Annotated in this window: 17 protein-coding genes and 4 tRNA genes; 12 read left to right on the forward strand and 9 right to left on the reverse strand. The window is 67.1% G+C overall.

What is annotated here, in order from left to right:
* Window positions 1–308 precede the first annotated feature (308 nt).
* The 3 genes from IBX18_RS12700 to IBX18_RS12710 all read right to left on the reverse strand — a co-directional run bounded on the left by IBX18_RS12700 (window position 309) and on the right by IBX18_RS12710 (window position 2,427).
* Window positions 309–1,280: an acyl-ACP desaturase gene (locus IBX18_RS12700; RefSeq protein WP_107654014.1), complete on the reverse strand. Its 972-nt coding sequence runs from the start codon at window positions 1,278–1,280 to the stop codon at window positions 309–311.
* 318 nt (window positions 1,281–1,598) lie between these two features.
* Window positions 1,599–2,192 carry a DUF937 domain-containing protein gene (locus IBX18_RS12705; RefSeq protein ID WP_194833926.1) on the reverse strand — a complete coding sequence of 198 codons (594 nt, stop codon included), beginning with the start codon at window positions 2,190–2,192 and terminating at the stop codon, window positions 1,599–1,601.
* Window positions 2,193–2,354: 162 nt separating this feature from the next.
* Window positions 2,355–2,427, reverse strand: a tRNA-Lys gene (locus IBX18_RS12710).
* Between the two features lie 862 nt (window positions 2,428–3,289).
* Here IBX18_RS12710 and IBX18_RS12715 point away from each other — a divergent pair.
* From IBX18_RS12715 to IBX18_RS12750, 8 genes are all read left to right on the forward strand, one after another.
* Window positions 3,290–3,955 (forward strand): TetR/AcrR family transcriptional regulator, encoded by a 666-nt coding sequence (locus IBX18_RS12715; RefSeq protein ID WP_147140395.1) that lies wholly within the window; start codon window positions 3,290–3,292, stop codon window positions 3,953–3,955.
* Between the two features lie 95 nt (window positions 3,956–4,050).
* Window positions 4,051–4,123 (forward strand) — tRNA-Glu (locus IBX18_RS12720).
* Between the two features lie 28 nt (window positions 4,124–4,151).
* A tRNA-Asp gene (locus tag IBX18_RS12725) sits at window positions 4,152–4,225 on the forward strand.
* Window positions 4,226–4,284: 59 nt separating this feature from the next.
* Window positions 4,285–4,358: transfer RNA gene (locus IBX18_RS12730), tRNA-Phe, on the forward strand.
* A gap of 476 nt (window positions 4,359–4,834) precedes the next feature.
* Complete coding sequence (locus IBX18_RS12735) at window positions 4,835–5,692, forward strand: sulfite exporter TauE/SafE family protein (RefSeq protein ID WP_306796243.1); 858 nt, start codon at window positions 4,835–4,837, stop codon at window positions 5,690–5,692.
* Between the two features lie 91 nt (window positions 5,693–5,783).
* Window positions 5,784–6,464, forward strand: coding sequence for a GAP family protein (locus tag IBX18_RS12740; protein ID WP_194833928.1), 681 nt, complete (start codon window positions 5,784–5,786; stop codon window positions 6,462–6,464).
* Window positions 6,465–6,577: 113 nt separating this feature from the next.
* Entirely contained in the window at window positions 6,578–6,745 is a 168-nt protein-coding gene (locus IBX18_RS12745) for a hypothetical protein (RefSeq protein WP_194833929.1), read from the forward strand.
* A gap of 276 nt (window positions 6,746–7,021) precedes the next feature.
* Window positions 7,022–7,723, forward strand: coding sequence for a polyprenol monophosphomannose synthase (locus IBX18_RS12750; RefSeq protein ID WP_107654018.1), 702 nt, complete (start codon window positions 7,022–7,024; stop codon window positions 7,721–7,723).
* Window positions 7,724–7,795: 72 nt separating this feature from the next.
* On the opposite strand, the gene IBX18_RS12755 is transcribed toward IBX18_RS12750, so the two are convergent.
* The 3 genes from IBX18_RS12755 to IBX18_RS12765 form a co-directional block, all read right to left on the reverse strand.
* Entirely contained in the window at window positions 7,796–8,230 is a 435-nt protein-coding gene (locus IBX18_RS12755) for a DUF6069 family protein (RefSeq protein ID WP_194833930.1), read from the reverse strand.
* Between the two features lie 160 nt (window positions 8,231–8,390).
* Complete coding sequence (locus IBX18_RS12760) at window positions 8,391–9,806, reverse strand: HAD-IB family hydrolase (protein ID WP_194833931.1); 1,416 nt, start codon at window positions 9,804–9,806, stop codon at window positions 8,391–8,393.
* Complete coding sequence (locus tag IBX18_RS12765; protein WP_194833932.1) at window positions 9,803–12,265, reverse strand: glycerol-3-phosphate 1-O-acyltransferase; 2,463 nt, start codon at window positions 12,263–12,265, stop codon at window positions 9,803–9,805. The genes IBX18_RS12760 and IBX18_RS12765 overlap by 4 nt, the downstream gene beginning before the upstream one ends.
* Before the next feature lie 130 nt (window positions 12,266–12,395).
* Here IBX18_RS12765 and IBX18_RS12770 point away from each other — a divergent pair, with 130 nt between their 5' ends.
* Both IBX18_RS12770 and IBX18_RS12775 read left to right on the forward strand, forming a co-directional pair.
* Entirely contained in the window at window positions 12,396–13,163 is a 768-nt protein-coding gene (locus IBX18_RS12770) for a DUF2127 domain-containing protein (RefSeq protein WP_194834327.1), read from the forward strand.
* A 103-nt stretch (window positions 13,164–13,266) separates the two neighbouring features.
* A complete protein-coding gene (locus IBX18_RS12775; RefSeq protein ID WP_194833933.1) occupies window positions 13,267–14,583 on the forward strand; it encodes a salicylate synthase in 1,317 nt (438 codons plus the stop codon).
* A 106-nt stretch (window positions 14,584–14,689) separates the two neighbouring features.
* On the opposite strand, the gene IBX18_RS12780 is transcribed toward IBX18_RS12775, so the two are convergent.
* Window positions 14,690–16,303 carry a (2,3-dihydroxybenzoyl)adenylate synthase gene (locus tag IBX18_RS12780; protein ID WP_194833934.1) on the reverse strand — a complete coding sequence of 538 codons (1,614 nt, stop codon included), beginning with the start codon at window positions 16,301–16,303 and terminating at the stop codon, window positions 14,690–14,692.
* Between the two features lie 131 nt (window positions 16,304–16,434).
* On the opposite strand from IBX18_RS12780, the gene IBX18_RS12785 reads away from it, so the two are divergent.
* Both IBX18_RS12785 and IBX18_RS12790 read left to right on the forward strand, forming a co-directional pair.
* Window positions 16,435–19,956 (forward strand): non-ribosomal peptide synthetase, encoded by a 3,522-nt coding sequence (locus IBX18_RS12785; protein WP_194833935.1) that lies wholly within the window; start codon window positions 16,435–16,437, stop codon window positions 19,954–19,956.
* Between the two features lie 27 nt (window positions 19,957–19,983).
* Window positions 19,984–20,862 (forward strand): oxidoreductase, encoded by an 879-nt coding sequence (locus IBX18_RS12790; RefSeq protein ID WP_194833936.1) that lies wholly within the window; start codon window positions 19,984–19,986, stop codon window positions 20,860–20,862.
* Window positions 20,863–20,874: 12 nt separating this feature from the next.
* Here the strand turns inward: IBX18_RS12790 and IBX18_RS12795 are convergent, their stop codons facing one another.
* Both IBX18_RS12795 and IBX18_RS12800 read right to left on the reverse strand, forming a co-directional pair.
* Window positions 20,875–21,504 (reverse strand): disulfide bond formation protein B, encoded by a 630-nt coding sequence (locus IBX18_RS12795; protein WP_194833937.1) that lies wholly within the window; start codon window positions 21,502–21,504, stop codon window positions 20,875–20,877.
* Window positions 21,504–21,668, reverse strand: a complete 165-nt coding sequence (locus IBX18_RS12800; protein ID WP_194833938.1) for a DUF5993 family protein — start codon at window positions 21,666–21,668, stop codon at window positions 21,504–21,506. Before IBX18_RS12800 ends, IBX18_RS12795 begins: the two co-directional genes overlap by 1 nt.
* Window positions 21,669–21,728: the final 60 nt, after the last annotated feature.

Consider the following 21,728-nt stretch of genomic DNA (forward strand, 5'->3'; position numbering starts at 1 on the left):
TCGACTAGCGGCCCATCAATGGCGCGACGAATGGGTTCGAGTCGAATACAACCTGCGGTCGGCGAACGAGGTGACCCGAGTTCGAATTTCTGGTTCCACTTCGAAGATGGCCGGGGCCGGTGGAATCTACGACGCGCCCTGCGAGCTACCCAGCGACGGCCGCAATGTTTGAAGGTTTATTGCGTCGAAGCGATCTTCGACGCAATAAACCTCAAAACTCGGTAATTGCTGAGGCTGAGGTAGCCGGACATACGCGAGCCGCCGCCCGGAAAGTCCGGGCGGCGGCTCGAGGTCTATCGGAAGCGAGCTCAGCTCGCGGTGCTGCTCGCCATCTGGCGTTCGGCCTTGGCGGCCTCGCGGGCGAGCATGCGGTCGCGCTGCTCCTCGAACTTCACCACGTCCTTGCCGAGCTTGTCGAGGTACGCGGCGAGCCGCTCACGGCAGGCCTCGCCGCGACCGGTGAAGTCGGTGCGGTCGAAGATGTTCCACTTCTTGAGCACCGGCTGCACCACCTCTTCCATGTGCTGGCGCAGGTCGTAGATGCCGTGCTTGGCCATCAGCACGCCGTTGCGGCGGAAGTTGGGCATACCGGCGCCGGGCATCTGGAAGTTCTCCAGGATCAGCGTGATGGCCTCGATCGTCTGGTCCGGGGCCAGATCGAGCGCGGCGCCGCACATGTTGCGGTAGAAGATCATGTGCAGGTTCTCGTCCGCGGCGACGCGCTGGAGCATGCGGTCGGCGATCGGGTCGTCACACACCTTGCCGGTGTTGCGGTGGCTCACTCGGGTGGCCAGCTCCTGGAACGTCACGTACGCGACGGAGTGCAGGAAGCCCGCGTCGGCCTCGGTCGGCGACGCGAAACCGTTGGTCATGTGGATCATCCGCGCCTCTTCGAGGGCGACCGGATCGACGCCGCGGGTGACCACCAGGTAGTCGCGCATCACGATGCCGTGCCGGTTTTCCTCGGCGGTCCAGCGGCCGACCCAGGTGCCCCACGCGCCGTCCTGGGAGAAGTTCTCGGCGATCTCGCGGTGATAGGAGGGGAGGTTGTCCTCGGTGAGCAGGTTGGTGATCATGGCGGCTTTCGCGACCTCGCCCAGCCGGGACTGCTCGGGATCCCAGTCGATGCCCCCGAGTGCGGCGAAATTGCGGCCTTCATCCCACGGGACGTAGTCGTGCGGATGCCATTCCTTTGCCAAGGAGAAGTGCCGGTTGACGTTTTCTGCGGCAACCGGCTCCAACTCCGTAAGAAGCTCGAGTTGAGTCAGATCCCTTGCCATGTATGAACCCTTCAGTCTGTGCGTCCGGTCGTGCAGGTCATCCCCCAAGGTAGACCGATGCCGTGCGGCCATACCTTACGGCACCGTAGGTGTGATGCGAAACGCATCCGAATGCCTGTTGATGCCCCGTGATACACGTCATACGCCCTCGTTGGCGTTCGGCGACCACTGTCGATTGTATGGCTTCGGCCCGCAGCGAGGGGATTATCGCCACGGGCCGAGGAGTGTTAGCGCGGCGTGCTGCACTGCACAGAGCGCTTGCGAGTCGCGGATGCGCGAGGCCGCACACCGAGCGGTAGATCGTATAGTCCGCCCCGGTCAGCGTTTCCCGCCGAACAGACCGCCGAGTACGTTTCCAAGTGCGCCACCGGCGTTCTTGGCCAGCGCCTCGCCGATCGCGCCGCCGATGCCACCGCTTTTGCTACTGCCGCCGAGCAAACCGCCGAGCACGTCGCCGATCCCGCCGTTGCCTGCCTGCGGCTGGGTCTGCGGCGCGGCGTTTCCGCCGCCGCCGGTCAGCTGCTTGGCCAGGTAGGCGAGCACGATCGGCGCGAGGATGGGCATCAGCTTGGCGATCAGGTCGTTGCCGCCCGTGCCCTCGGTCGCGCCGAGCGCGCTGATCACCGTGTTCTTCTCGTCGCCGAAAACGTTCTCAACGATCTTCGAGCCGTCGGCGACGTCGACCTGGTCGATGTCCACCTGGCCCGCGCCCTCGACCAGGCCGCCGTGGTTGTCCAGCGCGCCGACCAGCGAGGCCGCGCCTTCGGGCTGGGTCGCGTTCGCCTGCAGGCCGCCGAGCAGCGTGGGCAGCGCCGCCTGGACCGCGGTGGTCGCGGTGTTCTCGTCTACGCCGAGCTTCGCGGCGATCTGGGCGATGGGTACCTGAGCGAGCAAATCATCGAAGGAAGTCATCAGCTCCGCCTTGTCGAGGGAAGACCAGGATTGCCCCTGTCGGGCTCACAGTAGGGGAATGCTCGGAGGGAGTGCGGTCTTTCGAGTCCCGCGCGCCGGGTGTGCTTGCGGCCGCTGTGAAACGAGAGCGGGCGCCCGGTAGAACACCGGGCGCCCGAGGAGTGCCCCCAGTAGGGCTCGAACCTACGACCTGCGGATTAAAAGTCCGTAGCTCTACCAACTGAGCTATAGGGGCGCGGTGGGCCAGTGTAGTAGGCGCTGCCGCGATGGCCCAAATGGGGGAGCGGGCGCGTCGCGAGTCCGCCGCTGCCGCGGTGCGCGGGTATCGGCGAGTGAGGGCAATCCGGCGCCGAGACTTGTTGTGGCGCCTGGTAACGCGGGACGCGTGGCGCACGATCTTGTCGGTAAACATTTGGTACCCAACTTTGTTCATCGCGCCGATAATTGGCTACCATCCAATCATGTTGGCTAGCAATGTCTTTGGATTTGCGGGGGGTGAGGGGTCTGAGCTCGGGTGCGTGCGCCGGTGGGGTGAGCGGGCAGGCGCGCGGCCGAGGATCGGTGGGCCGGTCGGCCGGTCTCCTCGGGTGAACGTTGCTGCGACGCTGTCGAATTGGGGGAACGGGTATGCGCCGAAGTTTGGTTGCGAGATGTTTGCTGTAACAGTAAACCGACCCGATCAGTTACCTGACTCGTCGGTTTGCCGCGTGTCGGATGGGGTTTCCGGGTACGGTGACGACTTGATGAATTCCGAAAGAATCGCCGACTGGTCCGGTGATTCGGAATTCGGCTTATCGTTGATGTGCCCGAACTTGTCGCGACCGGTCCGGCCGATCGCGGCTTCCCTGAACACAACGCCGCGGGAGGCAGATCCGAGACAAAGGAATACCCGGGTGCGCACCCCCTGCGGTGCACCCGGGCAGGAAAACTATACCAGCTGGTGTGTTTCAGGTTTTTCGCAAGTTTTCGTACCGAAAGTTTGAAACTGGGCGAAAACCCGGTTTGAAGTATTGATAAAACTCATAACTTCGCGCCAAGGGCCCGTTCCTTTGGGGGTGGCTGTTTGGCGGCGAGTAGGCTTCGGAGGCGTTTCGAGCATGGCACGGCAGCAAGAGCGGGCCCGCCGGACACGTGCGGCGATTATCAGGTCCGCCGCCGTTGAGTTCGGGAAGAGCGGCTATGCCGCTGCATCGCTCAACCGCATATTGGAAGGGTCGCGTGCCACCAAGGGCGCCATGTACTTCCATTTCGATTCCAAGGAAGATCTCGCGCGCGCCGTACTGGAGACGGCGGTCGAACGCTATCGCGCATCGGCCGAGCGTTGGCTCGGCCGAACGGATCTCGGACCACTGGACATCATGCACGGCATGGTCGACGAGATGGCGCTACGGCTGGAACACGACATCATCGTGCAAGCCGAATACCGGTTGATCATCGAACCGGACTTCTATCGAGACGTGCAAAGCGGTGGCGGACGGATCCTCGGGCGCGCCACCCGCGCGCTCACCGTCCGCGCCATCGATCAAGGGCAACTGCGCGCCGACGCGGACGCCGACCGATTCACCCGCACGCTGACCGCCGCACTGGCCGGCCAGCGCTACCTGGTCGACGCGCAAGGCACCGGCATCGACCTGCGCGCCCGCTTCGAGGAAGCACTCGAGGTCGTCGTCGAGTCCATGGCCACCCCGGAATGGACCGAGAAGTTCCGCAACGACGGCTGGCGCACACGTGCCCGGCTCGAAGAGCTCAGTTTGGGCCTTTGACCAGCCGGTTTGGGAAACGAGTCCGGTCTGTCATAAGCTAACCGGGCTCCCAACGGACAGCCGTTGAAGCCGGTTCCGGAGAAATCCGGAGACGAGCCCCCTTCGTCTAGCGGCCTAGGACGCCGCCCTTTCAAGGCGGTAGCGCGGGTTCGAATCCCGTAGGGGGTACGGTCTTCGGACCGTTGGTAGTACGCAAGGCCCTGTGGCGCAGTTGGTTAGCGCGCCGCCCTGTCACGGCGGAGGTCGCGGGTTCGAGTCCCGTCAGGGTCGCAAAAGAGGCGCCGGAGCAATCCGGCGTTTCGCGTATGGCATTCAACTCGGGTGCCTGCGGCCAGGTAGCTCAGTTGGTACGAGCGTCCGCCTGAAAAGCGGAAGGTCGCCGGTTCGATCCCGGCCCTGGCCACTTCACTCGTAGGCGAGCCCTGCACGCGGAATGCGCGTGCGGGGCTCGTTTCGTTCGTGTCTTGTGGGGGTGCAACCCCCACGCCCCGCTCGGCGGGGCTTCGCCCCCCGAACCCCCGGCCGTGGTTGCGTTGGTTTGGCAGCTGCGGATTTGGTTGGAACCTGCTGGGCGGGAGCCTTTGTCCGCTGAACCGCCTGGCTGTGGTTGCGTTGGTTCGGTGGCTGGGGAATTGGTTGGAACCTGCTGGGCGGGAGCCTTTGTCCGCTGAACCGCCTGGCTGTGGTTGCGTTGGTTCGGTGGCTGGGGAATTGGCTGGGACCTGCTCGGCGAGGGCCTTCGTCCGCTGAACCGTTCGGCTGTGGTTGCGTTGGTGTGGGCGGCTGGGGAATTGGGTCGGAACTGCTCGGCGGGCCTTTGTCCCTGGACTCCGCCGTGGTGGCGTTAGTGGGGAGCTGCGGGAGGTTTGGGGTGGGGTGGTGGCGGTAGGGTCCGGTCTCATGGGTGCGGCTAGCCAGGGGTCTGTGCGGCCGGTGGCTGGGGTGCCTGCGGGGGTGGGGTCTTCGGTGCCGGTGGTGTTCGCGGCGGGGGCGGGGATCGGGGTGGTCGGGGGGTTGATCGGGCTCGGGGGTGCGGAGTTTCGGCTGCCGCTGTTGATCGGGGTGTTCGGGTTTGTTGCCTTGCATGCGGTGGTGCTGAACAAGGCGATGAGTTTGGTTGTGGTGGCTACTGCGCTGCCTGCTCGGTTGGTTGTGCTGCCGTACAGCGATGTTGCGGCGCACTGGTCGGTTGCGGTGAACCTGCTTGCGGGGAGTTTGGTGGGTGCCTGGGTGGGGGCGGGGTGGGCTACCCGGATGCGGTCGCGGACGCTGTATCGGGTGCTGGCGGGGCTGCTGGTGCTCATGGCAATCGCGTTGGCGGCCAGTCACATCGGTCCCCTCGGTTCGCTGTCGTTACCGCCGATCGCCCGGGTTGTGGCCGCTGTGGTCGCTGGGGTCGGGATCGGGGTGGTTGCGGCGTTGATGGGGGTGGCGGGGGGTGAGTTGCTGATTCCGACGATCGTGCTGTTGTTCGCGGTGGACATCAAGATCGCGGGGAGTCTGTCGTTGGTGGTGTCGCTGCCGACGATGTTGGTTGCGTTCGCTCGCTACAGCCGGGATCAGAGTTTTCAGGTGGTGCGTGATAACCCTCGGTTCCTGCTTGTCATGGCTGCGGGGTCCGTCGTCGGCACCGTGATCGGTGGGTTGCTGCTGGGTGTCGTGCCCAGCGTCGCCCTGATCCCGGTGCTCGTCCTGCTGCTGGTGGTCTCCGCGGTCAAGGTTTGGCGGCACCGATAACCCGCTCGCGAGTGGGGCATGGGGGCGGCGAAGTGTGAGTCGCGCCTGCGTGATGTCCCGATGGCGCGGCCGTCCGTAGGCTGGCCGGGTCATGGTGACTCTTTTGCTGGCGCTCGTGGGGTTTGCGGTGCTGGATTCCCTGGATGTGCTGTTGGTGGGGGTTACCACGGCGGTGGTGGCGGACAGTCGGCTCGCGCGGCGGTCGCCGGTGCCGGGTGGGGTGAGTTTTATTGCGGGGGTTTTCGCGGTTACCACGGGGTTTGGGCTCTGTACGGTGCTGGGGCTGAACTTTTTGAGCGAGCTGGTGGCGTTCGAATTGACGCCTGGGGTGCGATATTGGGGAGAGTTGGTGTTGGGGGTGGTGTTGATCGCGGTCAGTGCGGTGCCGGTGGTTCGGCAGCGGGGGACGCCGGCGTGGGCGGGGGTGTTGCGGCGGCGGCCGTGGTTGTTCGGATTCGTCGGGATGGCAATTGGTCTCGTGCAGGCGCCGACGGCTGTGCCGTATCTGGCGGGGTTGGCGATGATCTCGGCGCAGGATCCGTTGCCTGCGTTCTGGCCATTGATCGTGGTCGCCTACTGTGCGCTGGCTTTGTTGCCGCCGTTGCTGGTGTTGTTGCTTTCGCTCCGGCGAACACGGAGAGCCAGACGGGTATACCGCACGATCGTGCGGGTGCTCACTCGGTACGCGCCTCCCGCATTACGGGTCTTGTTCGTGACGTTCGGCGCAATTCTGCTCATCAACGCGCTCGTCAACTTCCGTCACCTCGCGTGAGTGGCACACGGCTGCGGCAAAACGCGAGTAGTTCACTCCATGGTGTGCCACGCACGACAATCGTGATCTTGGAAAAGCAGTGTGGGGGCGGCTGACGGTGGAATGCTGGAGGCATGGCTGAGCGCTGGTATTACTGCTTAAAGCACAAGCGCGCCGAGAAAGGTCGGCAGTGCTGGTTCCAGGATCGGATGGGACCGTATCCGGACCAGGCGACCGCGGAGCGGGCATTGGAGATCGTCAAGGCGCGCAATGCGCAGGCGGATGCCGCGGACGCGGATTGACGCGACGGTGACGGGTGCTTCTCGCATAATGCTGAGGGGCAACCGATTTCGTCCGAACAGGGGTAACTCGGCGGGTACCGGCTGACTATCGCGCGCCGCCGATACCTCTCCGGCGCCTGCTGAGCCGGGCCTGAGGCCCGGAGAGGCGAGGGAGCCCTGTTCAGGTCCATCAAGTACGGTTTCTCAGAACTCAGACGAATGCTCGGTGGTCCTGACGTGGGCTGCGAGCTGGACCAGGATCAGCAGGGAGGGCGACCCTTGAGGGTTACCGTTGTTGTGCCGACCTACAACGAGCGGGAAAATCTGCCGGTTGCGGTGGCGCGGCTCACCGCGCTGCCGGTGCCCGACCTGCACGTGCTCGTGGTCGACGACAGTTCACCGGACGGCACCGGTGAGGTCGCCGACAAGCTGGCCGCGGAGCTGCCGAACGTGGTCGGCGTGCTGCACCGCACCGAGAAGGACGGCCTGGGCCGGGCCTACATCGCCGGGATCACCCGGGCGCTGGACGAAGGCGCCGACGTGGTGATCCAGATGGACGCCGACCTGTCGCACCCGGCCGAGGTGATTCCGGCCATGCTGGAGCGGCTTACGACCACCGACGCAGGCGTGGTGCTCGGCTCGCGCTACGTGCCGGGCGGCTCCACCGCCGAAGAGTGGAAGTGGCACCGCAAGGCGCTGTCGGCGTGGGCCAACTTCTACGTGAACCTGATCCTGCGGCTGCATGTGAAGGACGCCACCGCCGGGTTCAAGGCGTGGAAGGCGGACACGTTGCGCGCCATCGACGTCGCGTCGATCCGCAGCAACGGGTATTCGTTCCAGGTCGAGATGAACTACCGGACGGTCAAGCGGGGCATCGAGATCGCCGAGGTGCCGATCCGCTTCGAGGAGCGCACCCTGGGCGCCTCCAAGATGAGCCTGAAGGTGCAGCTGGAGTCGGCGCTGATGCCGTGGAAGCTGCTCTTCGGCAAGTCGGTCTGAGCACACCACCGAACAACCACACAGGGCCCTGTCTCCGCAATGGAGATGGGGCCCTGTGTGGTTCGTGGCGGATCAAGCGGTCAGTCCGCGACGCAGCGCCTCCAGTCCGACGATGATGACCGGTGCGAGCACCAGGTGCATGACCGACAGCGCGATGGTGCTTGCGGTGTCGAAGGTGGCGGAGACGGTCAGCCCGATGGTCGCTACGGCGAGCACGCTGCCGACGACCTGAGCCACCCGCAGCACGCCGACCCAGCGGTAGGACAGCAGCGCGGCCAGAGTCATGCCGATGAGCAGCGGGACCCCGGACGACATGATCACCCCGCTGCCGCCGACGTAGGTGGTGACGCCCTTGTCGACCACCTCGAACGAGCCGCCCGCCGCCTCGCCGATCAACCAGACGACGAGGTTGACGGCGACCGCGACGACGACGCTGCCGAGGACGGCGACCGGACGGTTGACCGCCGGGATACGCAGGGCGGGGGCGATGGTTTGCGTGGTGGTCATGGTGTTCTCCTCATCCGAAGCTGTGTGCTTGGTACTGAGAACAATGGTGGAACCTGAACAATTGTTTAGGTCAAGCTGGACGTCGAGTAGCCTGAATCACAGGAGCAAAACCGCCGCAGCGGAATGCGGGGCGGCGCAACGGGGTTCGCGCGAGCGTGGGTCAGCCTGCGTCGGGCTCCGGCCAGTTCAGCAACGTATCCAGGTACAGCTGCCGGACCGCCGCCACCTTGTCGTCCATGTCGTTCGGATCCCAGCCGCTGACGTCGATGGGGTCGAGGATCGCGACGTCCACCGTGCCGGGGCGCGCGACCATCGAGTTGCGCCAGCAGATTTCGCCCGCATTGCGGATGACGATCGGGATGATCGGCACCCCGGCCTGGATGGCGATGTGGAACGCGCCCTTCTTGAACGGCCCGACATCCGGTGTGTAGGAACGGGTTCCCTCGGGGGCGACGGCGATCGACAGCCCGCTACGCAAGGTGTCGACGACCGGGGCGAGCGCGGCCTTGGCCTTGTCGGTGCTGGACCGATCGATGAAGGTGACGCCGACGAAACGCATCAGCGGGCCGAAGACGGGGTTGCGGGTCAACTCCTTCTTGCCGATTCCGGTGACGCCGCCGTTGAGCACCTCGGGGACGATGATGATGTCGAACTGGCTCTGGTGGTTGAACAGGAACACCGCGGGCCTGGGCGCGCGGGCGTTGGCGGCGCCGGTCACCCGCAGGTGCACGCCCGCGATGCTCAGGGTGTTTCCTGCCGCGTGCTCGAGCAGCGCATCGGCCATCTGCCGGCGGTCCCTGGTGGGCGACTTGGCCGCGACACCGTAGAACGCGCCGCCGAGCAGTCCGGCGAAGCCCGCTGTGGTGCGGAGGTAGTCGGCCGGGCGGGGGCCTTGCCGTGGTCGGAAGTGCAGCGTCGGCCAATCATGTTCCGCGGCAAGAGCGGTCAGCTGCCCATCGGGGTTCACCGCCGTCGGATGACCGACCAGCGACAGCAGCGGCAGATCGGCGGCGTTGGCGGTGTAGGCGTAGCTGCGCGCGAGATCCACGTTGTCGGCGGCGAACTCGCGGACGGCTTCGGCCTTGCCGTTGCGCCACAGCGTCTTGCCGTCGACGTAACCGGTGAGTACGCCGTCCTGGGTCGCCATCGGGGTGTACAGCACCTGCTCGATGCCCAGCGCGGCCGCCGTGGGGGCGACCTGGAAGCGGGTCAGCGAGCTGGCCAGCACCACGGTGTGCCCGGCCGCCTGATGCGTCCGGATCAGTTGCCATGCTTCGTGATACAGGTGGCCGTAAACGGTGCGCCGGAACAGCCGCTCGCCCAGCGCGGCCAGTTCGTCCTCCGGTTTGCCCGCCAGCGCCTCGGTGAGCTGGTGCAGGTAGCGCCCGTATTCACCGTCGGTGGTGCCGTTGCGGATCCCGCCGAGCAGGACGGCCTCGACACTGCGGCGGCGAAACAGCCTCGGGCGTCTGAACCCGCTGACGACGGTCCCGCCGAAGTCGAAGATCGCGGCCACCTCGGGACCCTGCGGTCCGGTTCGGATCGCCTCGGTCGCGGCGTGCAGCTCACTGTTCACCGAGTCTCCCGGTTGGACGGATCGAGCGCGGCCGCCTGCGAGATGCGTGCGCCGATGGTGCGCAGCCGATCCGCGAATTCCACTCGGCGCTCGGTCAATTCCGCTCTGCGCTTGGCCGAGTCGTTCGACACCGGTTCGAGCAGACCGTGGTTGTCGGCGAGTTTCAGTGCGCTGGTGAACAATTCGGTGGAGACCGATTCCGGGCTGTGCAGCCGCTGCTGCAGCATCATCTGCTTGCCGACCGCGACGCATTCGGCGATGAACTGCTTGCGGTCGAGCTCGATCTCGGGGTCACGGTCGGCCAGTCGTTCGGCCACCACCAGTTGCGCGTCGAAGAACGAGCGGAGCACGCGGTGCGCCATCATGAAGCCGGAGTCGGTGAGCTTGGCCATCACCTCGGAGCCAAGGGTGTTGTCGCGGGTGTGGCTGCGCCACTGCGGATCCAGCAGCAGCATCTCCGCCGTGATCTGCTCGGCGAACTCGGCCCGCTCGGGGAAGAAGAACTCGAACTTCAACAGGTCGCGCAGCCGGAACGCCTCGTCCCAGCCGGTGCTCAGCTGGTCGGCGCCGTCGCTGTCGAGCGCGGCCAGGATGGACAGTTCGAGAATGGCGCGGTGCACGAACCAGTGCACCGCGCTGTTGCGGTAGAACGCGGCCTCGAGGTGCGCGCCCGCCTCGATCGAGTACACCGGCTCCAACCCGCCGCGATAGACCGTCACCACCTTCGCCAGCGAAAGCTGTTCCAGCACAACGGCCAGGCCCTGATCGTCCTGCAGCGTGTCCAGTTCGCCGTGCGGCAGCTCGCGCTTGCGGATGTAGCCGAGCACGGGAGCCAGCACCGTGCGCACCTCACCGAGGGTGAGCGCGCGCTCGTGCACACCGAGCAGTGCGAGGGTGACCAGCGCGTTCACCGTCACCGGCGTGACCGCGTTGATCCCGACGGCGATCTCGAATGCCAACCGCTGCACGGCCTTCCGCTCCAGCTCGGCGGCCTCGGGCGCCTCCGGCTCGCCCTGACCGATCTCGGTGAGCCCGGCCGGTGCGGGTTCGGTGCGGTGCAGCGGGATGGTCAACGGTGGTGTGACGAGCGGGTCGCCGTGTGCCGCGAGCCGGTCGCGAGCCGAAAGTGGTTCGCCGAACCGCACATACACGTGCCCGGCCGAATGCTGTTGGCTCCGGATGTAACGCGCGAGCCAGGCGAGACCCTCGGGCTTCTTCCGGCCGCCGACCTGTTCGGTGGCGATGGCGCCGAGTTCGTTGAGCCGCTCGTAGGTGATCGACACCGGAACCAGCATGACGTCCTCGACCCGGTCGGCACGCACCGCCGCCGCAAGGTAATTCAGCAGCCCGTAGCGCGGCGGGCGCAGCTTGCCGGTGCGGGTGCGACCGCCCTCGAAGTACCACTCCAGGTTGAAGCGCTTGGCCAGCAGGAAGGCGAAGTACTCCTCGACGACCGCCTTGTACACCTCGTCGTCGCCGAAACTGCGCCGGATGAACACGGTTCCGGTGCGCCGGGCGATCGGCCCCATCGGCCAGAAGCTGAGGTTGGCCCCGCCGATCACGTGGTTGGGCGGGAAGTCGTTGCGGGCCAGCACATCACCGAGCACGAACGCGTCGACGTAGGAGCGATGCGAGGGCAGGAACACCAGCGGATAACGGCGGTTGAGGTCGCGCAGAGCGGCCAGCCCCGAATCGTCGGAGTCCACCTTCCAGGTCGACGCGTGGATCGGCCGCATCGCCTGGGTGAACAGGTCGGAGACCAATCTGCTTTGCGCGGCGACGAGTTCGTTCAACGCCTTCTCCGCGCGGCGATACACCTCGTGCGGGGCGGCGCCGATCTGGTCGGCGATGAGCTCGAGCCTGCGCACGAAGTCGGGGGAGTCCATGATTTCCTCGGCCACCAGCCGGGGCACCTTGTACCGGTCACCGATGATGGTGCGCTCGGCGCGTTCCAGCGCCACCACCGCGGCGCGCACGATGGCGCGGGCGAACGGCTCGGCGCTGCCCTTGGTGACCAGCGCGGCGGCCTCCGGGTTGTTCGTGCGCAGGTCGCTGAGCAGCGCGGGCTGCCCGGTCAGCACCACATGCCGGTTCGATTGGCCGACCAGCTTCCGCTGTGCGAGCCGGTTCGGCTTGCGCGGGTTGGTCAGCAGTGCCATGTCCGCGAAGGTGATCCGGCGGACGCCGTCGCGTTCCGGCGGCAGCCAGAGCACGCGCACCGGCACCACCAGCGGATCATCGTGCCTGCCGACCATCCGGGTAGCGATGGCGCCCGCGTCCAGATCCAACTGGGTGATCGGGGCATCGGTGCCGAATTCCTTGGCGATACCGCCCTCGGCCAACCAATTGCCGATGAGTTCGCGCTCCACCCCGGATGCCGCGTCCACCAGCGCCACCACCGAACCCGGTGCCGTCGCTCGCCCGATGTCCGCGGGCGCTCCGCCACGGTGCTCGATCATGCTCTGGTTCCCTCCGACTGAGATCTCCCTATTGAATCCCCCCAGGTCTGTTTCGCGCAGGCACTCGGGCGTGCAAGTTGAACGCGCGGCCAGGATCCCGCGTTCCGTCGGCGCGGCGATCTACGCTGCGCTGATGGATTGGGCCTTACGCGCGTGCGGTTGGCACGGTCACTACACCTATGCGCCGGACGAGGCGGAGCTGGCCGAACGGTTGCGGGTCGACACCGTGGCCGGGGTGGCGTGGCGCTGTCTGCGGTGCGGGACCTTCGTGCCGGGTGCGCCGGTGGGTTCGGGGCCCGCCGATCATGCGCCCGAGGTGCCGCGTGGGCGGCTGCTGCGAGATCGCTGGCTGATGCGGGCGTTGGCGATCGAGCGGTTGCTGCGCGGGCTGCTGCTCGTGGTCGCCGCGCTGGGGGTGTTGAAGTTCCGGTCATCGCGGGAGACCATGCGGGCCGCGTTCGATCAGGATCTGCCGCTGCTGCGGCCGTTCGCCGATCAGATCGGCTGGGATATCGATCGGTCCAAGATCGTGCATCTGATCGATGAGGCGTTCTCCTTGTCGAACACGACGCTGCTGTGGGTGGCGATCGGCATCTTCGTCTACGCGACGCTGCAGGGCATCGAGGCACTCGGGCTGTGGCTGGTGAAACGCTGGGGCGAGTACTTCGCCGTCGTCGCGACGAGTCTGTTTCTGCCGCTGGAGATCTACGAATTGACCGAGAAGGTGACCGCCCTGCGGGTCGGCGCGCTCCTGGTCAATATCGCCGCGGTGGTGTGGCTGCTGTACTCCAAGCGGCTGTTCGGGCTGCGCGGTGGCGCGGCCGCGTACCACGCGGAACACAGTGCGGAGAGTTTGCTGAGCGTCGAGCGCTCCGCGCTGGCTGTTCCGGCGAAGTAGCCGCGTAATTATCGGTCGCTGTGTCCGCGAGCACAGTACTCGCGTAATCAGGTAATGCTAACCTTACCTCCAAAGATGGGCCAGCTAGAGCTTTGGAGGATCGTTGTCGACCACGGACGAACGCTTGCGGGTTGAGTATGTGACCGATCCGGCGGCAGCGATGTCCCGGCTGGCGGGAGCCGATCGGTTCGGTGAGTACGTGATGTACGAGCGACCGGGCGAGTGGGTGTTCGCGGCCGATCCGATCGGCGGCATCGAACTGGATGTCGAGGAACTGCGGGTCACCTGGGAGGGGCAGACCACCGCGACCCGGTGGGAGGGCCGCCCGGCCGGCGTCGTCGATCGGGCACTCGGCTCGCTGCCGCTCGACGGACGCAATGCCTACGGCTGGATCGGATTCGAGTTCTGCGCATGGGCGTTCGACGCCACCCAGTACCTGGACCCGCGGACCACGCTGGTGCAGTTGATGATTCCGCGCATCGAGGTGCGGATCGGTGAGTTCGGCATCCGGGTCTCCGGTGCTACCCCGGCGGAGACCGGTGATATCCACGACCTGATCACCGAATCGCAGGAAACCGAACTGCCGCAGCCGCATCCGACGGATGTCCGGCTGGACCCGACGGCTTACGCGGACCGGGTGGCCAAGGCGGTCGGTGAGATCGAGGCGAACCGCTATCAGAAGGTCATCCTGTCGCGGAAGGTCGATCTGCCGTTCGTAGTGGACATCCCCGCGACCTATCGGCTCGGTCGCGCGCACAACACGCCCGCCCGTTCGTTCCTGCTGCGGCTCGGTGGGCTCGAAGCGGCCGGATTCAGTCCGGAGCTCGTCGCCTCGGTCGACCAGAACCGTCTGGTGACCACCGAACCGGTCGCGGGCACCCGTGCCTTCGGCCGTGGCGCGGAGATCGATATGGCGGCGCGGGCCGACCTGCTCACCGACCCCAAAGAGATCGTGGAGCACGCGATCTCGGTGCAGACCTCCTTCGCGGAGATGGCCTCGGTGTCCGATCCGGGTACCACCGCCGTCTCCGACTTCATGGCGGTGCGCGAACGCGGCAGCGTGCAGCACCTGTCCTCCACGGTGTGCGGCAGGCTGGCGGCCGACCGGTCCAGCTGGGAAGCGCTCGAGGTGCTGTTCCCCTCGGTCACCGCCTCCGGGATCCCCAAGCATGCGGGCATCGACTCGGTGTTCCGGCTCGACCACGACCCGCGCGGGTTGTATTCCGGTGCGGTGGTGACGGTTTCGCCGAACGGCGCACTGGAGGCGACCTTGGTGCTGCGCGCGATCTATCAGAACACCGAAGGCGCCTGGTTGCGCGCGGGGGCGGGCATCGTCGCGCAGTCCAAGCCGGAGCGAGAATTCGAGGAGACCTGCGAAAAGCTCGGCAGCATTGCGCCTTACGTGGTGCGGGCGCAGTAGCGAACTCCTCCGGGTAGTACCGCCATCGGGCAGCGCATCGAAAGGTGTGCTGCCCGTTGTGTTCACCGGCATGCTGTACCGGCAAGCCGCTGTTTCGACAGTCCCGTCAGCTCTCGGTGGCGCGCAGTGCTTTCTTGTCGATCTTGCCGACGGCCGTGATCGGCAGCTGCGCCGAGCGGCGCAACACATCGGGCAGCTTGTACGTCGCCAAGCCGCGCGTGGCGAGGAAGGTCTTGATCTCGGCCAGGGTCGGCATCTCGCCGTCGACCACCAGTATGGCGCAGACCTTTTCGCCGAGGGCCGGATCGGGCAGGCCGACGGCGGCGGCGTGCCGGACGGCCGGGTGGGTGAGCAGATGCTCCTCGAGCTCGTCGCACGAGATGTTCTCGCCGCCGCGATTGATGACGTCCTTGATCCGGCCGGAGACCACCAGGTGCCCGCTGGGCAACCGGCGCACCAGGTCGCCGCTGCGGTAGTAACCGTCGGGGGTGAAGGCGCGGGCGTTGTGCTCGGGCGCGCGGTAGTAGCCGCGAATGGTGTACGGGCCCTTGGTGAGCAGTTCGCCCTCCGCGCCCGGTGCCACATCGTTGCCTGCCGCGTCGACGATCCGGATCTCGTCGGCGGGCGACAGCGGCCGACCTTGCGTGGTGTGCAACAGCTCGTCGGGGTCGTCGAGCCGGGTGAAGTTGAGTAGTCCCTCGGCCATGCCGAACACCTGCTGCAGGGTGGCGCCGAGCGCGGGTCCGACCTCGCGGGCATTGACCTCCGCGAGCCTGGCGCCGCCGACCTGGAGCAGTCGCAGCGAGCTCAGGTCGGCCGCCTCCCATTCGGTTGCGGCACACCACAGCTGGGCCAGCGGCGGCACCACGGCGGTCACCGTGACGCCGTGCCGTTCGATGGTCGCGAACGCGCTCTCCGGACTGGGATCGGTGACGAAGGCGACCGCGCCGCCGACGCTCACCGTGCCGAGGATGCCTGGGCAGGCCAACGGGAAGTTATGCGCCGCGGGCAAAGTCGCGAGGTAGACGTCGTCCACGGTGAGCGCACACACCTCGGCGCTTGCCGTGGCGTTGTAGGCGTAATCGTCGTGCGTGCGGGCGATCAGCTTCGGCAGACCCGTGGTGCCGCCGGAGACCAGCATCAACGCGATATCGTGCGGGTCGATCTCCGGCAGCGACCCGCCCTCGCGCGGTACCGAATTCAGGTCGATGCCGAACCCGGGCTCGCCGATCACGAGCACGTGCCGCAGCGAGGGCACCGACGTGCGCACGGCGGCGGCCAGCTCCCGGTAGTCGAAATCGCCGAGCTGATCGATGACGATGTACGCGACGGCCTCGGAAAGCGCTGCCAGGTGCTCGATTTCGGCCCGCCGGTGCGCGGGCAGGGTGAGCACCGGAATGATTCCGGCGCGCAGTAAGCCGAACAGCACGGTCAAGAACTCCGGCACGTTCGGCAGCTGCACCACCACCCGGTCGCCGGGCGCGATGCCCAACGCCAGCAGTCCGTGCGCCATCCGGTCGGCCTCGGCGTCCAGCCAGGCATAACTGCGCGTGGCCTCGGCATCGAGCAGTGCGGGCCGGTGCGGATGCCGCCGCGCGGTCTCCCGCAACAGGTCACCCAGCGCGCGCCCGCGCCAGTACCCGGCCGCCCGATACGCCTCGCCCGCCGCGGTGGGGAAGGGCACATAACCGTCGCGATGCGGGGTGGATGTCGAAGTCACGGTCTGCCTCACAGATAGCTCACGCCGATCCCGGCGAACATAGGTAAGGCAACCCTATCTCAATGCGATACGCTCGATCGAGCAGTCTCGATCCGCCGGACACGGCGGCGACCAAGGAGTGACAGCGCCAGATGGAGCCAGCACAGCGACCGGGGGACGGGGCGGAACGTAAGGACAGCGCAGCCAGGGGACCGGTGATCGCACGCGCCGACATCCGCGCCGCCCTCGCCGAGCACCTCGGCGTGCCCGCCGACGCGATCGACGACAACGCCGACCTCATCCAGCTCGGCCTGGACTCCATCCGCACCATGAAGCTGGCCGGCGGTTGGCGAAAGCGCGGCGCCGACATCAACTTCGCCCAGCTAGCCGCCGCGCCGACGGTCGCGCAATGGGCGCAGCTGCTCGGGGCCGACGACGAGATCGCCGCGAACCCCGAGGTAGCCGAAACGATGGACCTCGACGCGGCTTCCGAGGACGAATTCGCCCCCTTCCCGCTGGCGACAATGCAGCATGCCTACTGGATCGGCCGGTCGGACGAGCAGGATCTCGGGGGTGTCGCCGCGCACCTGTACGTCGAATTCGACGGCACCGCAGTCGATCCCGTGCGGCTCGAGCGCGCGGTCGGTGACCTCGTTGCCGCACATCCGATGCTGCGCACCAGGTTTCTGCCGGACGGCACGCAGCAGACCATGGCGGCGGCGGGGCGCCCGGTCTTCTCGGTGGTCGATCTGCGCGAACTCTCCGGCGACGCGGCCGAGGCGGAACTGACTCGCCTGCGCGACAGCAAAACACATCAGCGGCTGGCGATCGAGGACGGCCAGGTGCTGGATGTGACGCTGAGTCTGCTCGCCGACGACCGGACCCGGCTGCACCTCGATGTCGACATGCTGGCCGGTGACGCGATGAGCTACCGGGTGCTGATCGCCGACCTCGCCGAGCTGTACCACGGCGCGACGTTGCTGCCGCAGGGCTACAGCTATCGGCGCTACCGCACCGAGCGCACCGCGGACACCGCCGCGTGGGAGCGGGATCGGCAGTGGTGGCAGCAGCGGCTGCCCGAGCTGCCGGGCGCACCCGAGCTGCCGACGATTCCGGTCAGTGAACGTACCGACCCGCACCGTACCGTCCGCTACGACCATTGGCTCGCGCCGGAGGCGAAGCAGCGCCTGCTCGCCGCCGCGCATGCCCGCGGCATCACCCCGGCGATGGCGTTGGCCGCGGTGTTCGCCGAGACCATCGGCGGCTGGTCGGCGCAGAGCCGGTTCCTGCTGAATGTGCCGCTGTTCCATCGGGAACCGGTGCATCCGGACGTGGAGCGCGTCATCGGCGATTTCACCTCGTCGATCATGCTCGAGGTGGATGTCAGCGCGGACGTGACGGTCACGGAGCGGGCCAAGGCCTTACAGCGCGCCATGCACGAAAGTGGCGCGCACACCGCGTATTCGGGCCTGGAGGTGTTGCGCGATCTGGGGCGTCAGCGCGGCGAGCCGGTGCTCGCGCCCATCGTCTACACCAGCGCACTGAACCTGGGCGAGTTGTTCGCCGAGTCGGTGGCCGACACCTTCGGCGAGCCGGTCTGGATCATCTCGCAGGGCCCGCAGGTCTTGCTGGACGCGCAGGTCACCGAGGTACGCGGCGGACTCCTGCTCAACTGGGATGTGCGGGAATCGGCCTTCCCCGCGGGAATGATCGACACCATGTTCGCCAGCTACACCGACGCCATCGGCAGACTCGCGGGCTCAGCCGGGTGGGATGCCGAAGCCGCTGTGCGACTGCCGGTCGCGCAGGCTTCGGTGCGCGCCGCGGTGAACGCGACGGACGGACCGGTCAGCGGGCGCGTGCTGCACGAGGGCTTCTTCCAGCACGCCATCGCTACCCCCGATTCTCCCGCGGTTCTGTGGGGCGTCGACGGCGGCTGGTCCTATCGCGAACTGGCCGCCCAGGCACTCGCTGTCGCAGGAGCGTTGCGAGACAACGGAGTTCGACAGGGCCAGACGGTCGCAGTGCAACTGCCCAAGGGGCCCGATCAGATTTTGGCCGTGCTGGGTGTGCTGGCCGTCGGCGCCTGCTACCTCCCGATCGGATTCGACCAGCCGGTCGGGCGCCGCGCGGAGATCCTGCGCACCGGCGACGTGGTCGCGGCGCTCACCGTCGACGGCGCGGACCTCGGCCGCACCGAGATCACCTGCGTGCCATTGTCCACGGCGCGCGATCATCCGAACCCACTCTCCGAACCGGTGATTCCCGAGACGGACGCGATCGCCTACGTGCTGTTCACCTCCGGCTCCACCGGCGTGCCGAAGGGAGTCGACGTGCCGCACAGCGCCGCGATGAACACCATCGACGCGGTGAACAGCTGGTTCGAGGTCGGCGCGCACGACCGGGTACTCGGGCTCTCCGCACTGGAATTCGATGCCTCGGTCTACGACATGTTCGGCATGTTCTCGGTGGGCGGCGCCGTGGTCGCACTGGACGCCGAGCAGCGCGCGGAAGCCACCACCTGGGTGGAACTGCTTCGGCACCATCGGGTTTCGATCCTCAACTGTGTGCCCAGCATGCTGGACATGATCCTGGACGTCGGCGGCGACCAGCTCGGCGATTCGCTGCGCGCGGTAACCCTTGGTGGCGACTGGGTCGGCGCCGACCTGGCGCGCAGGCTCGCCCGCCAGGTGCCCGGCTGCCGTTTCGCCGGCCTCGGCGGTGCGACCGAAACCGCCATCCACAACACCATTTGCGAGGTCACCGACCCGCCCGAGCACTGGACGACGGTGCCCTTCGGGGTCCCGCTGCGCAATGTGCGCTGCCGGGTCGTCAACGCGGCCGGTCGTGACTGCCCCGACTGGGTGCCCGGCGAATTCTGGGTCGGCGGCGCGAATGTCGCGGCGGGCTACCGCAACGACCCCGAGCGGACCGCCGAACGTTTCGTCCTGCACAACGACATCCGCTGGTACCGAACCGGCGACCTGGCGCGGTACTGGCCGGACGGCACCATCGAATTCCTCGGCCGCGCCGACCATCAGGTGCAGATCCGCGGCTACCGCGTGGAGCTCGGCGAGGTGGAGAGCGGACTGCGCAGCGCCCCCGGTGTCCGGCACGCGGTGGCCGCCGTGGTGGGCGGCGCGGCTCCGAAACTCGTCGCCGCCGTCGCCGGCGCGACCGGCACCGCCCACGAGATCGTCGCAGCGGTCTCGGACCTGTTGCCCGGCTACATGATTCCGTCCAGGATCGAGCTCCTCGACCGAATGCCGTTGACCGACAACGGGAAACTGGATCGCCGCGCCGTACTCGCCCTGCTCGAACCGGCAGACACCGAAGCACGGGACGCGACGCCGAGCGGTCCGCTGGAAGCGGCACTGGCCGCGATCGTCGCGGAAGTACTCGGCCTGGAGAAGATCGGTGTGCACGACGACTTCTTCGCCGCGGGCGGCGATTCGGTGCTGGCGACCACGGCCATCGCCCGCGTGCGCGAATGGCTCGATGTGGACCACGCGCTGGTGGCCGACCTCCTGATCGGCCGCACCGTCGCCGACCTCGCTCAGCGGCTCACGGCCAGGGAAACCGACCTCGGCACACCCGACCGATTGCACGGCGTCGCCGAGCTTTACCTGGAGGTCGCCGCGATGAGCGACGACGAGGTGCTTGCTCGGGCCTGAGCCGGTAGCCGGTTTAGACTCGCCGGTATGAGCAGGTGGGATACCTCGTCGATGCCCGATCAGACCGGTCGCACGTTCATCGTGACCGGCGCGAACAGTGGGCTGGGGGCGGCCACGGTGCGCGCGCTGGCGGGGGCCGGCGCGCAGGTGGTGCTCGCCTGCCGGAACGTGGCGAAGGGGGAGCAGGTGGCCGCGCCGTTCGGCGACCGCGCGGTGGTGCGCAAGCTGGATCTCGCGGATCTGGCGTCGGTGCGGGAGTTTGCCGCGGCGGCGGAACCGGCCGATGTGCTGATCAACAACGCGGGCGTGATGGCGCTGCCGGAGCTGCGGACCGCCGACGGCTTCGAAATGCAGGTCGGTACCAACCATCTCGGGCACTTCGCGTTGACCGGGCTGCTGCTGGACAAGATCTCGGAGCGGATCATCACCGTCGCCAGCGGCGCGCACACCATCGGCAAGATCGATCTGGACGACCTCAACTGGGAGCGCCGCAAGTACCAGCGCTGGGCCGCGTACGGGCAGGCGAAGCTGGCCAACCTGATGTTCGCCTACGAACTACAGCGCAAACTGACCGCAGCGGGTTCATCGAAGATCTCCGTCGCCGCCCACCCCGGTTACGCCTCGACCGAGTTGCAGTCGCACACCGAGTCGATCCTGGACGCGGTGATGTGGCTCGGCAACCTGGTGCTCGCGCAGAACGCCGAAATGGGTGCGCTGCCAACGCTTTATGCCGCCACGGCGGAGGTCGAACCGGGCGGTTACTACGGTCCGACCGGCCTGCGTGGTCTGCGTGGCTACCCCGGTGTCTCCGGTTCGTCCAGGGCGTCGCGGGACGCCGATGTCGCCCGCGGACTGTGGGAACTGTCGGAGAAGCTGACCGGCGTCACCTACGACTTCGCGAAGTGAACGCCCGCCGCGTCAGCTGAGGATGTGCAGGTCGTAGAACAACTGGTAGCGGCTCGGATCGTCCGGCAGGAACCAGTGGAACCCTTCCAGCGCGAAGACCGCAACAAGGTTGATCGCCAGCACGATGCCGAGGAACCACAGCGCGATCAGCCCGATCAGTCGATGCGGAATCGTCGGGATGGTCTGCGCCGCGGTGCCGTGTGAAAACGACAGCAGCGCACCGACGGTCGCGATCGCGGCAACGAAAAGGATCAGGGCCCAGACATATAGGTGCAGACCCAGCACGGGCGCACCGTAACCGGGGTCGCCGGGCAAGATGTGCAGCATGGTCTGCCGCCAGGACGTGAATCCACCTGCGACACAGCCGACTATGGCCAGTCCCCAGCCCGTCGCGTAGTCGCGGGCGGCGATCGCCCCGGTCATGCCCTTGCGGACGATGACCGCGGCACCCAGCGCGGCGAGCGCCATGAACATGCGCTGCACCATGCACAGCGGGCACGGATAGTCCCAGCTGCCGAACTGCACGCCGAGCCCGCCGCAGATCACGCCGGTCCAGCCCACCACGAAGAGCACGGCGAGCCAGTACTGGAGCTGTCCTGCAACGGTTTCCGTCGTCCGGACGGGCACGATCTCGGTGGCCATCAGTAGTTCAACCCGAGGCCGAGTCCGCCGGTGATGTGATGCGCCATCAGCAGCAGCGAGGCGATCAACAGCACCCACCAGGCGCCGAGCACCATCCGCCGGGAGCGCTGCCCGCACAGGATTACCAGGACCGCGAGCAGGCCGCCGAAGATGAGCGTATCCATAGCTGACGAACATTACTCCGGTCTGGGGATGTCGACCGTGGACACGCCGCGCCCTGAGCT

Origin of the sequence: Nocardia sp. XZ_19_369 (assembly GCF_015355715.1) — a bacterium.
GTDB lineage: Bacteria > Actinomycetota > Actinomycetes > Mycobacteriales > Mycobacteriaceae > Nocardia.